Annotated in this window: 16 protein-coding genes; 14 read left to right on the top strand and 2 right to left on the bottom strand. The window is 60.5% G+C overall.

From position 1 onward, the window contains the following. The first annotated feature begins 1 nt into the window (after position 1). The 12 genes from ACN9MY_RS05450 (at position 2) to ACN9MY_RS05505 (ending at position 10,538) form a co-directional block, all read left to right on the top strand. On the top strand, positions 2-1,027 hold the full coding sequence (locus ACN9MY_RS05450) for a dehydrogenase (RefSeq protein WP_426321000.1): 1,026 nt from the start codon (positions 2-4) through the stop codon (positions 1,025-1,027). Then, positions 1,027-1,611: a D-sedoheptulose 7-phosphate isomerase gene (locus ACN9MY_RS05455; RefSeq protein ID WP_426321002.1), complete on the top strand. Its 585-nt coding sequence runs from the start codon at positions 1,027-1,029 to the stop codon at positions 1,609-1,611. Before ACN9MY_RS05450 ends, ACN9MY_RS05455 begins: the two co-directional genes overlap by 1 nt. After that, entirely contained in the window at positions 1,611-2,297 is a 687-nt protein-coding gene (locus ACN9MY_RS05460) for a nucleotidyltransferase family protein (RefSeq protein WP_426321004.1), read from the top strand. Before ACN9MY_RS05455 ends, ACN9MY_RS05460 begins: the two co-directional genes overlap by 1 nt. A 3-nt stretch (positions 2,298-2,300) precedes the next feature. Beyond that, positions 2,301-2,846: a D-glycero-alpha-D-manno-heptose-1,7-bisphosphate 7-phosphatase gene (locus ACN9MY_RS05465; protein WP_426321006.1), complete on the top strand. Its 546-nt coding sequence runs from the start codon at positions 2,301-2,303 to the stop codon at positions 2,844-2,846. Next, entirely contained in the window at positions 2,834-3,934 is a 1,101-nt protein-coding gene (locus ACN9MY_RS05470) for an acyltransferase family protein (RefSeq protein WP_426336940.1), read from the top strand. The genes ACN9MY_RS05465 and ACN9MY_RS05470 overlap by 13 nt, the downstream gene beginning before the upstream one ends. A gap of 245 nt (positions 3,935-4,179) precedes the next feature. Further along, complete coding sequence (locus ACN9MY_RS05475; protein ID WP_426336941.1) at positions 4,180-4,326, top strand: hypothetical protein; 147 nt, start codon at positions 4,180-4,182, stop codon at positions 4,324-4,326. Further along, positions 4,323-5,201 (top strand): dTDP-4-dehydrorhamnose reductase, encoded by an 879-nt coding sequence (gene rfbD, locus ACN9MY_RS05480; protein WP_426320980.1) that lies wholly within the window; start codon positions 4,323-4,325, stop codon positions 5,199-5,201. Before ACN9MY_RS05475 ends, rfbD begins: the two co-directional genes overlap by 4 nt. A gap of 12 nt (positions 5,202-5,213) precedes the next feature. Continuing rightward, on the top strand, positions 5,214-6,095 hold the full coding sequence (gene rfbA / locus ACN9MY_RS05485; protein WP_426320982.1) for a glucose-1-phosphate thymidylyltransferase RfbA: 882 nt from the start codon (positions 5,214-5,216) through the stop codon (positions 6,093-6,095). Beyond that, positions 6,095-6,640, top strand: a complete 546-nt coding sequence (rfbC, locus tag ACN9MY_RS05490) for a dTDP-4-dehydrorhamnose 3,5-epimerase (RefSeq protein WP_426320984.1) — start codon at positions 6,095-6,097, stop codon at positions 6,638-6,640. The genes rfbA and rfbC overlap by 1 nt, the downstream gene beginning before the upstream one ends. Then, entirely contained in the window at positions 6,640-7,458 is an 819-nt protein-coding gene (locus ACN9MY_RS05495; RefSeq protein WP_426320986.1) for an ABC transporter permease, read from the top strand. The genes rfbC and ACN9MY_RS05495 overlap by 1 nt, the downstream gene beginning before the upstream one ends. After that, on the top strand, positions 7,448-8,812 hold the full coding sequence (locus ACN9MY_RS05500) for an ABC transporter ATP-binding protein (protein WP_426321010.1): 1,365 nt from the start codon (positions 7,448-7,450) through the stop codon (positions 8,810-8,812). The genes ACN9MY_RS05495 and ACN9MY_RS05500 overlap by 11 nt, the downstream gene beginning before the upstream one ends. 52 nt (positions 8,813-8,864) lie before the next feature. Then, positions 8,865-10,538: a hypothetical protein gene (locus ACN9MY_RS05505; protein WP_426323686.1), complete on the top strand. Its 1,674-nt coding sequence runs from the start codon at positions 8,865-8,867 to the stop codon at positions 10,536-10,538. 11 nt (positions 10,539-10,549) lie between these two features. Here the strand turns inward: ACN9MY_RS05505 and cysN are convergent, their stop codons facing one another. Together cysN and cysD are read right to left on the bottom strand one after the other, a co-directional pair. Further along, positions 10,550-12,469: a sulfate adenylyltransferase subunit CysN gene (cysN, locus tag ACN9MY_RS05510; protein ID WP_426336942.1), complete on the bottom strand. Its 1,920-nt coding sequence runs from the start codon at positions 12,467-12,469 to the stop codon at positions 10,550-10,552. Beyond that, positions 12,469-13,365, bottom strand: a complete 897-nt coding sequence (gene cysD / locus ACN9MY_RS05515) for a sulfate adenylyltransferase subunit CysD (RefSeq protein WP_426323688.1) — start codon at positions 13,363-13,365, stop codon at positions 12,469-12,471. The genes cysN and cysD overlap by 1 nt, the downstream gene beginning before the upstream one ends. A gap of 641 nt (positions 13,366-14,006) precedes the next feature. Here cysD and cysQ point away from each other — a divergent pair. Continuing rightward, a complete protein-coding gene (cysQ, locus tag ACN9MY_RS05520; RefSeq protein WP_426321014.1) occupies positions 14,007-14,798 on the top strand; it encodes a 3'(2'),5'-bisphosphate nucleotidase CysQ in 792 nt (263 codons plus the stop codon). Between the two features lie 2 nt (positions 14,799-14,800). Then, positions 14,801-15,076 carry a hypothetical protein gene (locus ACN9MY_RS05525; protein ID WP_426321016.1) on the top strand — a complete coding sequence of 92 codons (276 nt, stop codon included), beginning with the start codon at positions 14,801-14,803 and terminating at the stop codon, positions 15,074-15,076. The last annotated feature ends 149 nt before the right edge of the window (positions 15,077-15,225 follow it).

The following is a 15,225-nucleotide window of genomic DNA, read 5'->3' on the forward strand; positions in this document are numbered from 1 at the left end:
TATGACTGTTATCCGTGCCCGCGCCCCGCTGCGCCTCGGCTTGGCCGGTGGCGGCACCGATGTCGCCCCGTATTGTGACCTGTACGGCGGCCACGTGCTGAATGCAACCATCGACCGCTACGCCTATGCAGTCATCAAGACGCTTGACGAGCCGGTCGTGCGCTTCTCGGCGACCGACCAGCAAGCCGAGAAATTGCTGGCCGTGTCACATCCGCTGGAGCTCAATGGCAAGCTCGATTTGCACAAGGCGGTGTACAACGAGATGATCCGCGTTTACAACAATGGCGTGCCGATCGCGCTGGAGCTGAGCACGTTCTGCGACGCCCCGGCCGGTTCCGGCCTGGGCTCCTCGTCGACCCTGGTCGTAACGATGATCCGCGCCTTCGTTGAACTGCTCAACCTGCCGCTTGACGACTACACGATCGCCAGCATGGCGTACAAGATCGAACGCGTCGATTGCGGTTTGCAGGGCGGGCGCCAGGACCAGTACTCGGCCACTTTCGGCGGCTTCAACTTCATGGAGTTCTACGCCGACCGCACGGTCGTCAATCCGCTGCGTATCAAGCCTTGGATCCTGTGCGAGCTCGAGGCGTCGCTTGTGCTGTTCTACACCGGGGTGTCGCGCGAATCGGCCAAGATCATCGCTGACCAGAGCCGCAACGTGGAAGCAGGTCTGGTCGACCGCACGGAAGCGATGCACGGCATCAAGCGCGAAGCGCTGGTCATGAAGGAATGTCTGCTGCGCGGCGATTTCGACGGGATCGTCGAGTCGATGCGTGAAGGCTGGGAGAACAAGAAGCGTTCCGCCAACACGGTCTCGAACTCGCATATCGAAGAAATCTACAACGCTGCGATCGGGGCTGGCGCACTGGCGGGCAAGGTGTCGGGCGCCGGCGGCGGCGGATTCATGATGTTCTTCGTGCCGCCGGATAAGCGCATGGACGTCATCCGCACCCTGAAACAATTCGATGGTCAGGTAAGCAACTGCCATTTCACCAAACACGCAGCACAAGCATGGAGAGTGTAATGAAGGAATATATCAGCGCCCAGATCGCCGAAGCGCAACGCGTGATGGCCGCCATGCTGGCCGACCAGGCCTTGCAGCAAACTATGGCCGCAGCCGCCGAGACTTGCATCGCCTGTATGAAAAATGGCGGCAAGCTGCTGCTGGCTGGTAACGGCGGCAGCGCCGCTGACGCCCAGCACATCGCGGGCGAGTTTGTCAGCCGCTTTGCCTTCGACCGTCCAGGCCTGCCAGCCATCGCGCTGACCACGGACACCTCGATCTTGACCGCCATTGGCAATGATTACGGCTATGAAAAGCTGTTCACGCGCCAGGTGCAGGCACACGGAGACAAGGGTGACGTTTTCATCGCCTATTCCACTTCTGGCAAGTCGCCCAACATCCTGGCAGCGCTGGTCGAGGCCCGCAGCCGCGGCCTGATCTGCATTGGCCTGACCGGCAATCGCGGCGGCCCGATGCGTGAACTGTGCGACCACCTGTTCGAAGTGCCGTCGTCGGATACGCCGAAAATCCAGGAAGGCCACCTGGTGCTGGGCCACATCCTGTGTGGCCTGATTGAAAACGCCTTGTTCACCCCACCGCAGTAATGGAAGCAATCGTCCTCGCAGGCGGGTTTGGCACCCGCCTGAGGCAAGCGGTCCCCGACTTGCCGAAACCGATGGCGCCGATTGCCGGCCGTCCTTTCCTCGACATCCTGCTGCGCTCCCTGGCCGACAAGGACTTCAGCCGCGTGGTGCTGTCGCTTGGCTACATGTCGGAGAAAATCATCGCGCATTTCGGCCCCAGCCATGCCGGCATGGAACTGGTGTACACGGTCGAGCAGTCGCCGCTGGGCACCGGCGGCGCAGTGCGCCTGGCAATGGCGAAATGCCAGCAGGATCATGTCTTCGTGTTCAATGGCGACACCTATCTTGACTTGGAAATCGATGCCGTGGAAAGCCAATGGCAAATCCGGCGTGAACCGATCATCGTCGGGCGCGCCGTGCCGGATACCGCACGCTATGGCCGCCTCGCGACCGACGGCGCCCGGGTCACCGGTTTTGCCGAAAAAGGCGCCGGCGGACCAGGCCTGATCAATGGCGGCACGTATGTGTTGAACCGCGGGCAGTTGGACGGGTTCGCTCTGGAGCAGGCGTTTTCGCTGGAAACCGACTATCTGATGCCGGAACTGGCGCGCAGGCCCTTCGACTTGTTCGTCACGGCCGGGCACTTCATCGATATTGGTGTGCCGGACGATTTTGCCCGCGCACAGACCGAACTGGCAGGACTCTGAGCGATGGCGCGTCCTGCCCTGTTCCTGGATCGCGATGGCGTGATCAATGTCGATCACACCTACGTGTATCAGAAGGAGAACTTCGATTTCATCGAAGGCATTTTTGAACTGGTCGCCGCCGCCAAGCGCGCCGGTTATCTGGTGGTGGTCGTCACCAACCAGGCCGGCATTGGCCGCGGCTATTACACGCCGGAAGATTTTCACCTGCTGATGGACTGGGTGGGGGAGCAGTTTGCCCAACGGGGCGGCACCTTGGATGGCGTCTACTTCTGTCCGCACCACCCGGAACACGGCATCGGAACCTACAAACAGGATAGCCAGGACCGCAAGCCGGGGCCGGGCATGCTGCTGCGCGCCGCGCGCGAACTCGATATCGACCTGGCGCGTTCGCTGATGGTGGGCGACAAGGCGTCCGACGCCCAGGCCGGCCAGGCAGCCGGTTTGACCAGGCTATATTATTTCGGCAACGATGGCGACCATGGTCCTGCTGAGCCGATTGCCCGCCTCGCCGACCTGATTCCATATCTGGAAAAAACATGCGATATCTAGATGGCGCGCTTTCTTCGCGCCAGAATAACTTTGACCTGATCCGGTTGCTCGCTGCGGCACTAGTTATCTACGGACACACGTTCACCTTTGTGGCCAACTCCGGCGCACGCGATATTATCCGTGTACTGACTGGCTTCGATTCCGGCGATCTGGCCGTGAAAAGCTTCTTCTTCCTGAGCGGGCTGCTGGTCACCAATTCGATCATCGAGGGCAAGTCGCTCAAGAAATACGTGGTGTCGCGCTTGTTCAGGATCATGCCGGCGCTGCTGTTCATGCTGCTAATCGTCACGTTCTGCATCGGGACGGCGCTTACCACGCTGCCACTTGGCGACTATTTGGTCCACTCCGACACTTACCGTTTCTTCGTCAAGATGTCCTTGTTTGGCGGCTGGGGCGCAGTGGGCGGCGGCTACCATCAGTTGCCGGGGGTGTTTGAAGCTAGCCCTGCTTCCGGCAGCGTCAACGTGCCGCTCTGGACCCTGACGGTCGAAGTATTTTCCTATGCGCTGATCTTGGCTCTGTTCGCGCTCGGCCTGCTCCAGAAACGCGTAACCCTGGTGCTGGCCCTGGTGATCATTGGCGATTCGATGCTTGGCAAACCGGTGCTGTTCTACTTCTTGCCCGATACCTTGGATCATCGTTTCACGCCATTCTGCTTCGCGCTGGGTGGACTGTGCGCGGTGTACAAGCAGGAGGTTTCGGTATCCTTCCTGATGCCGTTTGGTTTTGGATTGCTGTACGTTCTCTTCAGGGGGGCGGTGTGGGATGACTATGTCTTCTATGCGGCCGTGTTCTCGACCATCCTGGCGGTCGCCTGCGCCCCGCAGGTGGTCAAGCTCAAGGGCGATATTTCCTACGGCCTGTATCTGTGGGGCTGGCCATTGCAGCAATTGGTGTTGTTCATGTGGCCGGGCATTTCGTTTGCTATGCACTTGCTGCTGTCCCTGGTGTCAGCCACGCTGATGGCAATCGTTTCCTGGAAGCTGGTTGAAAGGCCGGCGATGGATCTGGCGCGCAAACTACTGAACCTTTCCATGACACGGTCAGCGGCCGGCGTACCGGAGCCGGCAATCAAGAAGGTCGGCTGAACCGATTCGCCCTGCGCCATCGGCCAATAGCCACGCTGGCCGCTGGTCGGCATGGCTTTTTGGCGGGGCGTCGCTTGGGAGATGTCTGGCTGTGACCGGCAGTTTCTTCCCAAAGATGAAAGGTTGACACGGTTGAAGCAGTTTTGTTGCGCTTGAGTCAAAATGTTAGAATGTTGGCCGAATTTAGGCGATGCAAACGGAATGCTTGCGGTGCTTCAATGGCGACAATTTTAAGATCTGACCCTATGGCTATTTTGGTAACCGGCGGCGCAGACTTCATTGCCAGCAATTTTGTGCAGGACTGGCTGGCGCAATCGGATGAAGCCTTGCTCAACCTCGACATCCTGAGCTACGCCGGCTACCGCAACTGGATTGAGAAGCAATACGCATGAAGATTCTGCTGATCGGTAAAAATGGCCAGGTCGGGCAGGAATTGCAGCGAACCTTGTTGCCATTGGGTGAATTGGTAGCGTTAGGCCGCGACGGGCTTGACCTGGGCGACCTCGCGGCCGTCAGGCAAGTGCTGGCGGAGCAGGGCGCCAACGTGGTCGTCAACGCCTCGGCCTACACGGCAGTCGACCGCGCCGAGGCTGACGAAGCCGGTGCCATGGCTGTCAACGCCGCCGCTGTCGGCGCGATGGCGGCGTACGCGCGCGAGCACGGCGCCTTGCTGGTGCATTACTCGACCGACTACGTGTTCGATGGCGACAAGACCGAACCTTATGTGGAAGACGACGCCACCGCGCCGCAAAGCGCCTACGGCCGCAGCAAGCGCGCCGGCGAGGAAGCGATCCTGGCCAGCGGCTGCAAGGCCCTGGTGTTTCGTACCAGCTGGGTGTTTTCGGCCCATGGCGGCAACTTCATCAAGACCATGCTGCGCCTGGCCGGCGAGCGCAATCAATTGAACGTGGTGGCCGACCAGGTCGGCGCGCCGACCTCGGCCGAGTTGATCGCCGACGTCACGGCCCTGGCTGTCGCAGCCTATCGCCGCGGCGCCCTGGCTGACGGCATTTACCACCTGACCGCGGCCGGCGCCACCAGCTGGCACGGCCTGGCCAGCTATGCCATCGGGCGTGCCCGGGAGCGGGGCGCCGCCATCAAGGTGGATGCGTCGCAGATCTGTCCGATCCCGACGGAAGCTTATCCCTTGCCTGCCAAGCGCCCGAAGAATTCCCGCCTTGACACCAGCAAGCTGTCCGGTGCCCTCGACCTGCATCTTCCAGACTGGAAGATTCATGTCGACCGCCTTCTCGACCAACTCCCCTGAACGGAAAACCGCATGAAACGCAAAGGTATTATCCTCGCTGGCGGCTCCGGCACCCGCCTCCATCCAGCCACGCTGGCGATCAGCAAGCAATTGCTGCCGGTGTTCGACAAGCCGATGATCTACTACCCGCTCAGCACCCTGATGCTGGCAGGTATCCGCGATATCCTGGTCATCTCGACGCCGCAGGACACCCCGCGCTTCCAGCAGTTGCTGGGCAACGGCGAACAGTGGGGCTTGAACCTGCAGTACGCCGTGCAGGAATCGCCGGATGGCCTGGCGCAGGCTTTCATCATCGGCGAGCGCTTCATTGGCGACGACTTGTCGGCGCTGGTGCTGGGCGATAACATTTTTTACGGCCACGACTTCCAGGACTTGCTGGGCAATGCCATGGCGCGCGACGAAGGCGCCAGCGTCTTTGCCTACCATGTGCAGGATCCTGAGCGCTACGGCGTCGCCGAATTCGACGCGCAGCGGCGCGTGCTGTCGCTGGAAGAAAAGCCGGCCAAGCCAAAGTCGAACTACGCGGTAACTGGCCTGTACTTCTATGACAACCAGGTTGTCGAGCTGGCCAGGAGCCTGAAACCATCGCCGCGCGGCGAGCTGGAAATCACCGACCTGAACCGCCTGTACCTGGAGCGCGGCCAGCTCAATGTCGAAATCATGGGCCGCGGCTATGCCTGGCTCGATACCGGCACCCACGAGTCTTTGCTGGAAGCCAGCCAGTTCATCGCCACCCTGGAGAACCGCCAGGGCCTGAAGGTGGCCTGCCCAGAGGAAATTGCCTTCCGCCAGGACTGGATTGATACGGCAGGGCTGGAACAGTTGGCCCGGCCGCTGGCCAAGAACGGCTATGGCCAATACTTGTTGCGCATCCTGGAAGAGAAGGTGTATTGATGAATGTGACCCGCTTGCGTATCCCCGAGGTCTTGCTGCTGGAACCGAAAGTGTTCGGCGACGAGCGCGGTTTTTTCTACGAGAGCTTCAACCAGGCCCGCTTCGACGAAGCGGTGGGCAGGTGCGTGCACTTCGTGCAGGATAACCACTCGCGCTCGGCCAAGGGCGTGCTGCGCGGCCTGCATTACCAGATCCAGCAGGCGCAAGGCAAGCTGGTGCGTGTTGTCAGTGGCAGCGTGTTCGATGTGGCGGTTGACCTGCGCAAGAGCTCGCCAACCTTCGGCCAGTGGGTCGGGGAAATCCTGAGTGCCGAGAATAAGCGTCAGCTGTGGGTGCCAGAAGGCTTCGGCCATGGCTTTGTCGTGCTCAGCGACAGCGCCGAGTTCCTGTACAAGACCACCGACTACTATGCGCCGCAGTATGAGCGCAGCATCGCCTGGAATGATGCCGAGCTGGCGATCGACTGGCAGTTCGACGGCAGCCCGGTGCTGTCGGCCAAGGATGCCCAGGGCACGCCCTTGCGTGAAGCCGAGGTCTTTGCCTGATGCAGAATTTCTCGATCGCGCCGGCCGAGATGGCCGGCAGCGTGTGGCGTCACCGCACCTTGCTGCGTTCGCTGGTCCAGCGTGAAGTGGTAGGCCGCTACCGCGGCTCGTTCATGGGGATCCTGTGGTCGTTTTTCAATCCGGTGTTCATGCTGCTGGTGTACACCTTCGTCTTCAGCGTGGTGTTCAAGGCGCGCTGGCAGGCCGGCAGCGCCTCGAAGACGGAATTTGCGCTGGTGCTGTTTGCCGGCCTGATCGTGTTCAACCTGTTTGCTGAGTGCGTCAACCGGGCGCCGGGACTGGTGCTGGCTAACGTCAACTACGTCAAGAAAGTGGTGTTCCCGCTGGAGATCCTGCCGTGGGTCGGGCTGGGATCGGCCCTGTTCCATGCGGCGATCAGCCTGGCCGTGTGGCTGCTGGCCTATGCACTGCTGTTTGGCGTACCGCACGTGACAGTGTTGCTGCTGCCACTGGTGCTGCTGCCGCTGCTGCTGCTGATTATCGGGCTGGGCCTGGCGCTGGCATCGCTCGGGGTCTACCTGCGCGACGTGGCGCAATTCATCGGCATCGTCACCACGGTGCTGATGTTCCTGTCGCCGATTTTCTATCCGGCCAGTGCGTTGCCCGAAGAGTACCGCCACCTGCTGCTGCTCAATCCCCTGACCCTGGTCATCGAGCAGGCGCGCGACGTGCTGTTCTGGGGCCGGGTGCCGGACCTGGCGACCTGGGCCGTATACCTGCTGTGTTCGTCGGTGCTGGCCTGGCTGGGCTTTGCCTGGTTCCAGAAGACGAGAAAGGGATTTGCCGATGTCCTCTGATATCGCCATCAAGGTCGAGAACCTGAGCAAGTGCTTCCAGATCTATGACAAACCGCGTGACCGCCTGCTGCAAATGCTGGTGCGCAACCGCAAGCAATACTTCCGCGAATTCTGGGCGGTCCGCGATGTGTCGTTTGAGATCAAGCGTGGTGAAACGGTCGGTATCGTTGGCCGCAACGGCAGCGGCAAATCGACGCTGCTGCAGATTATCTGCGGCACGCTGAATCCGACGCGAGGCAGCGTGCAGACCTCGGGACGCATCGCAGCGCTGCTGGAACTGGGTTCCGGCTTCAATCCCGAATTCACCGGACGTGAAAACGTGTACATGAATGCGGCCGTGCTCGGATTGACCCGGGCCGAGATCGAGGCGCGCTTCGATGATATCCTGGCGTTTGCCGACATCGGCGAGTTTATCGAACAGCCGGTTAAGACCTACTCGAGTGGCATGATGGTGCGCCTGGCCTTTGCGGTGGCAATCAATGTCGACCCGGAGATCTTGATCGTCGATGAAGCGCTGTCGGTGGGGGACGAGCTGTTCCAGCGCAAGTGCTTCTCGCGCATCGAGGCGATCCGAGCTAAGGGAGCGACCATCTTGTTCGTGTCGCACGCCGGCAGTACCGTAGTCGAGCTCTGCGACCAAGCGATCCTGATGGATGCCGGCGAAAAACTGGCAGTGGGCAAACCCAAGCAGATCGTTGGGCGCTACCAGAAGCTGTTGTATGCACCAGCGGACAAGCAGGCTGCAATCCGTGAACAGATCCGGCAGGCGGACTTGCTGCTCGAGGCCTCGGCCAGCCATGTCGCCGACCCGGTTCCCGGGCCGGCCGCGGCGGCAGCCTTCGACGATCGCGAAGAAGAAAGTTTTGATCCGTCTTTGAAGCCGTCCAGCACCATCGCATATGAAATGCGCGGCGCGGAGATTTGTGAACCGAAGATCGTCACCATCGGCGGCAGACAGGTGAACCACCTACGGCGGGGTCGGACCTATCGTTATGTGTACACTGCCAGGTTCGACAGCGACGCACGCAACGTTCGCTTCGGCATGTTGATCAAGACCCTGAGCGGTGTCGAGCTGGGCGGCAGTGTCAGTGCCAACGGTGTCTTTGATCGCATCCCGTTCATTGCCGCAGGGACCGAATTCAAGGTTGAATTCAGGTTCAATTGCAGCCTGAATCCGGGCGTCTATTTCTTGAACGCTGGATTGCAGGGGGAAGTCGACGGTGTTGAAACTTACCTACATCGGCTAATTGATATTGCAATGTTCAGGGTGGCGCCTGAAGTGGACGACCTGGCGACTGGCACCATTGATTTTGCCTGCAGTCCAGACGTCGAACCAATGAATCGAGCGAACTGAAAGGTTAATCATGCCAGATAGCAAAGTTACCAGGCTGTTCATTGTTTTAGGGATGCATCGGAGCGGCACTAGTGCCATCACGCGCGGCTTGTCCGTGCTGGGCGTCGACCTCGGCGACCGCTTGCTTCCGGCGGTGGAGGGCAATAATGCTAAGGGTTTCTGGGAAGATATCGATCTGAATGCCCTCAATATCGAGATGCTGAAATTCCTCGGGCGCGACTGGTCGCACCTGGCGATGATCAGGCCGGCGGAGATCGACAGCTTGCGCCAGCAGGAGTTCTTCCTGCGCGCTGTTGAGCTGGTGCGCAAGAAGATCGGCGGCGCACGCCATTTTGGCTTCAAGGATCCCCGTGTCGCCACCTTGCTGCCGTTTTGGCGCGCGGTGTTTGCCCACTGTGGCTTTGAAGTCAGCTATGTCTTTGCTATGCGCAACCCTTTAAGCGTTGTGCGTTCGCTGGGCAAGCGCGATGGCATTGAAAGCGAACAGAGCTATCTGTTGTGGCTGGCCCATGTCGTGTCCGGCCTCAGTCATAGCACGGGTAGCCCTTGCGTGGTGGTCGATTACGATCGCCTGATGCAGGCACCGGAAGCCGAACTCGCGCGCCTGGCGCGCGCGCTGAAGCTGGAAGTTGATGCCGCGGCCCTGCAACTCTACAAAGAGGATTTCCTGGATGAGAATTTGCGGCACACGCAGTATGTTGCCGAAGATTTGCTGATCGACCCGGCTTGTCCGCAACTGGTACATGAAGTCTATCTGGCCTTGCTTGAAGTTGCCGCCGACCGCCTGACGCTGCAAGATACCGCGCTGCAAACGAAAATCCGCTTGTGGTTCCAGCGATATGAACAGCTGCAGCCCTCTTTGCGCCTTAATGATAAATTACTGGACCAGAAAGCTGCGGCACTGGCCCATAGCTTGCAGCAGGAAGCGCGCATGCGCCAGCTGCAACAGGCGAGCGACGAGCGTTTTGCCGCGCAAGACGCGGCATTGAATGAGCGTGAAGTACGGCTGGCGGCCTTCGATCAGCACCTCAAATCGCTGGATGCGGAAATTGTCGAGCTTCGGCAGGCGCTGGCCGCGCGCGACGGGCAAGTTGCCCAGGCGACGCAGCTCACCGCAGAGCATAGCGACCGAGCCGACGAGATGGCTGCCCTGGTGGCGCTACGCAGCGAAGAGTTGCTGGCGGCGAATGCCGCCGCCGTTGAACGCGACCGCCTGATCGAGGGCTTGCGTGCCGCGCACGCTGACTGTGAGCAGCGTCTGGCGATATTGCATGCAGCGCAGGACGAGCGCGAGACACAATTGAACCAATTGCGTGCCACATTGGCCCAGCGCGAGTCCGATTTGGGCGACCTGCGCACCGCGTTAGCCGCACGCGACACTCAGCTGGAGGCGTTGCGCATCGCAGCGGGTGAACGCGAGCACGCGCTGGAGCAGGCGCGCACTGCCTTGGGTGAAGGGGCGGTTCAACTAGCCGCCACGCGCACGGCCTCGGCCGAATGCCGGGCACAGCTCGAGGCTACCGCCCGCGAAATGGCGCAGTGCGACGAAGCATTGAGCCACAGCAAGGCTGAGCTGGCAAAACTGCAGGACGCCGTAGTCGAGCGGGAACGCCAGATCGCAAGCCTGCGTCAAACCGTACAGTCACTGCTCAGCTCGACCAGTTGGCGTGTGAGTGCGCCGGTGCGCTGGCTGGGCAGCGTGGCGCGCGTCCTCGGCCGGTCTTGAGCGGCCAGACGTTATGCCAAACCCAGCTTCAATAGTTGTGCGACGCAGTCATCGAGGGTGAGCTGGCCGCTATCAAGCGTGATATGGGGAGCCAGCGGCGCCTCATAAGGACTGCCGATTCCTGACATGTTCGGCAGTTGGCCTGCGCGCGCTTTCTTGTACAGGCCCTTGGGATCGCGTCCTTCACACACCTCGAGAGGCGCGTTCATGTAGACTTCCACGAAGTTTGCTTCGCCGATCAGCGCGCGCGCCATTTCACGCTCTTGCCGGAATGGCGAGATGAAGGCCGTAATGACGACCAGCCCGGCATCGAGCATAAGCCTGGCTACTTCAGCGACACGACGGATATTCTCAACCCGGTCGGCATCGGTGAAGCCGAGGTCGCGGTTCAGGCCTTGCCGCACATTGTCGCCATCGAGCAGGTAGGTGCGCTTACCCTCCGCATGCAATGCCATCTCCAGCGCATTGGCAACAGTTGATTTGCCGGAACCGGACAGGCCGGTCAGCCAGATCACCTTCGCCGCGTGGCCATTCAGTTTTTCGCGGGCCGCCCGGTTGATCGACAATGCCTGTTTGTGCACGTTTTGGGCACGCCGCAAATTGTGCTGCACTATGCCGATTGCCACGGTGGCGTTGGTGTAGCGGTCGATCAGGATAAAGCTGCCAAGCGGTTTCGATTTCTCGTAATTGTCGAAGACCAGGGGTTTGCTCAGCGCGAGCGTACAGACCGTGATGCTATTGAGCGTCAAATGCTTGCTGGCATGATGCGCAAGCGTATTGACGTCGATCTCATGTTTGATCTTGGTGATGGATGCGGCGGCATCCTGGGTCGCAAGCTTGATCTGGTAGCTGCGGCCGACCAGGCCGGGTTCGGCATCGGTCCAGATCAGGGTCGCTTCCAGCTGGTCGGTCAACTCCAGCGGCATCTTGGCGAGCGACAGGATGTCGCCACGCGAAGCGTCGATCTCGGAGGCCAGCCGCAGGGTAACTGCATCGCCGTGCACGGCGCGCTGGAGCGAGCCATCCATGGTGACGATTTCGGCAATGCTGCTGGTCTGGCCCGATGCGCTGACGCGAATTTCATCGCCGACACTGAACGCGCCCTGCGCTACCGTCCCACTGAAGCCACGGAACGCAGAGTCCGGGCGGTTGACCCACTGCACCGGGAAAACCGGAGCGCTGCCGACCGGCTCAGCCTGCCTTACGGTTTCCAGGCAGCCCAACAGGGTTGGACCGAAATACCACGGCATGTTTAGCGAACGCTGACCCAGGTTATCGCCCTTGAGGGCGCTGAGCGGAATGGCGGTCACGGAGGAAAACTTGAAAGTGGCGGCGAACGCGGCGAATTCCTCGTGGATCTTGGTATAGGCTGCGGCGGAGTATGCCACCAGGTCCATCTTGTTGATGGCCAGCACGACGTGGCGCACTCCCATCAGCGAAGCAAGGAATGCGTGGCGCCGGGTCTGCGTCTGCATGCCGTTGCGGGCGTCCACCAGTAACACGGCAACGTCGGCTGTTGAGGCTGCAGTGACCATATTGCGCGTATATTGCTGATGGCCGGGCGTATCGGCAATGATGAAGCGGCGCAGGGTGGTGCCAAAGAAGCGGTACGCGATGTCGATCGTAATGCCTTGCTCGCGTTCTGCGGCCAGGCCATCGACCAGCAGCGCAAAGTCAATCTCGCCACCCTGCGTGCCATACTTCTTCGATTCTTTCTGCAACGCGTCCAGTTGGTCGTCGAATAGTTGCTGCGACTCCCACAGCAAGCGTCCGATCAGCGTGCTCTTGCCGTCGTCGACACTGCCGCAGGTGATCACGCGCAGCAAATCCTGGCTGTCCTGCTGCCGCTGCAGCGTCTCCAGCGAGGCTAGGGAGGCGGGCCCGCGCAGGGGCTGGCTCGGCGCCGGCGAGGTCTTTTTGGAGCGAGGCATTAAAAGTATCCTTCTTGTTTCTTTTTTTCCATGCTGGCGGCAGCATCGTTGTCGATCGCCCGGCCCTGTCGCTCAGAGTTGCGGGCCTGTGCCAGTTCCATGATTATTTCCGGCAAGGAATTGGCTGTCGATTCGATTGCGCCGGTGAGAGGGTAGCAACCGAGGGTGCGAAACCGGACTGTCTTCTTGAAGATCTGTTCCTCCGGACCGATCGGCATACGGGCGTCATCCACCATGAGCCACATGCCGTCGCGCCGGACCACCGGGCGCTCTTTGGCGAAGTACAAGGGAACCACGGCGATGCCCTCCTGGTGGATGTACTGCCAGATATCGAGTTCAGTCCAGTTTGACAAAGGGAAGACGCGCACGCTTTCGCCTTTGTTGCGACGGGTGTTGTACAGGTTCCAGGGTTCGGGGCGCTGGTTTTTCGGATCCCAGCGATGGCTGGCCGAGCGGAAGGAAAAGATACGTTCCTTGGCGCGCGACTTTTCTTCATCGCGGCGCGCGCCGCCAAACACCACGTCAAACTGGTGCTGGTCGAGTGCCTGCTTAAGGCCGATGGTCTTGGTGATGTCGGTATGCAGGCTAGAGCCATGGTCGAAAGGATTGATATTCTTTTCGATCGCCTCTGGATTAGTGTGGACCAGGATTTCCATGCCGCTCTCACGCACCATTGCATCACGGAAGTCATACATTTCCTGGAACTTCCAGCGCGTGTCGACATGCAGCAGCGGGAACGGCGGCTGGGAAGGATAGAATGCCTTGCGCGCGAGGTGCAGCATGACTGAACTGTCTTTGCCAAGGGAATAGAGCATGCAGGGATTGCCGCCGGCCGCGACTGCTTCCCGCAGGATTTCGATGCTCTCTGCTTCGAGCCGCTTCAGGTGCGGCGATATGCCTAGCACGGGACCGCGGCTGACATTTGGCGGCGCCGCCCTATAGCTGAGCAAGCTGAACTGGATCTCCTTACTGGAACATAAGTCCCGGCAGAAGCCGGCCAGACGGCCGTGTGGGAACAGGGCCAGCGGTTTGCCGATATGCGTTTGAAGCCTGGCCAAGCCACTTGCCACCAACGCCGCATCAACGTCCGCCGTCGCTAATGGCAACCAATAGCGGGCGCCGCGTGCATCGTTCAAGTGCAAGCAGGCCTGATTGCCAGGCAGCTTGCCTAACTGGGCGAAAACGATCAGAGTGCGCTTGCTGCGTGCCTGGCGGATGTCCCAGTCCAGCACGGATGGGGTGGGCTGCCGCCCATGCTCGTCCCGCAGCGCCGATGCCTCAAGCGCCTCAGGCAGCAGATCCAGTCTGTGCAGCAGCCGCTCTGCGGTGCGCTTGCTGTCGGCCATGCCTAGCTCCTGCAAGTGCAGGTAGGCGCTTTCAGTATCCCAAGGGCCAGCGCGATCCAGGTTGAACAAGGCGGAAGGGGGCAATGTCATGCATTCCTCGTTGTGTCGCAATTTGTATTTGACTTGGTTTTTATTTGTAATTCTTGTGATTGATGATAGCATGCTCAAAACAAAATCACGAATGATGCATAATGCGACAAGAGCTGGGCAAGGAACTGGTGGCGGCTGTGATCGCCCTGGCACAAGATGCGGGGGAGGCCATCATGGAGGTTTACCGGGCCGGCGAAGTGAGCTGGACCGTCAAGGGAGACGCCAGCCCGGTTTGCGCGGCCGACTTGCGAGCGCATGAGGTGCTTATCGCTGGGCTGACCGCACTGACGCCTGGCATGCCCATCGTGTCGGAAGAAGGGGGGCAAGCAGTCGCCGTGCGGCAGATCGGCGGTCAGTTCTGGCTGCTCGATCCGCTCGACGGGACTAAGGAATTCATTTCACGCAACGATGAATTCACCGTCAATGTCGCCTTGGTCGAGGATGGTTGCCCGGTGTTCGGCGTGGTTGTCGCACCGGCGCTGGGCCAGACTTTCTGGGGCGCGCGCGGCATGGGCGCCTGCCGCATTGACGCCGGCGGCGTCCGCTCGATCCGGACCGTGCCGCCGGGCGCGGGGCCACTGCGGGTGGTGGCCAGCAAGAGCCACATGAACGAAGCGACGCAGGCGTTCATTGCCCGCCTCGGCGCCTGCACGCTGGTACAGGCCGGCAGCTCGCTGAAAATTTGCCGGGTTGCCGAAGGTGCGGCTGATCTTTACCCGCGACTGGGGCCGACCTGTGAATGGGACACAGCGGCAGCCCATGCCGTACTAGAGGCGGCGGGCGGAGTGCTGTGCACCGAGTCGGGGCAGGCACTGCGTTATGGCAAGCCCGAGGTCTTGAATCCGTTCTTTATCGCATCGGCACCGAGCGGCTATCCACCAAAGGAGATTTGAACATGGAAAAGCAACAGATCCACATCCGTTTCAACAACCGCAACGATAACGATAACCCTTTGCCGTGGCGTGTCTTGACCAAGTGCGACGAAGTGGACGGCGTGCTCCAGTTCACGCAGCAATTTGCGGCGGAAGTCCGCTTCCATGCGCCGGTCGTCACCTCAGAAGACCAAGTGGAGGCTGGCGTTTTCAAATGGCACATCCGTTCCAGCGGCTACGTATCCTGGTGTGGGGATGTGTGCTATGTAAGCGAGCGGGAAGACTTCACACCTGGGTAAGCAGGATTCCCGAAACAATCAGAGAAGCTCCTATCCAAAAGCGCGGCTGCAGGTGCTCGCCGAACAGTTGGCGGCTGCCTAGGGGAACGAGTAGATAGGCTCCAGCCGCAAACGGAACCAATTGCGAGATGGGGAGGGTTTGGAGTGCC

The sequence above is a fragment of the Pseudoduganella sp. R-31 genome (assembly GCF_049913235.1).
In the GTDB taxonomy this organism is placed as follows: Bacteria; Pseudomonadota; Gammaproteobacteria; order Burkholderiales; family Burkholderiaceae_D; genus Rugamonas.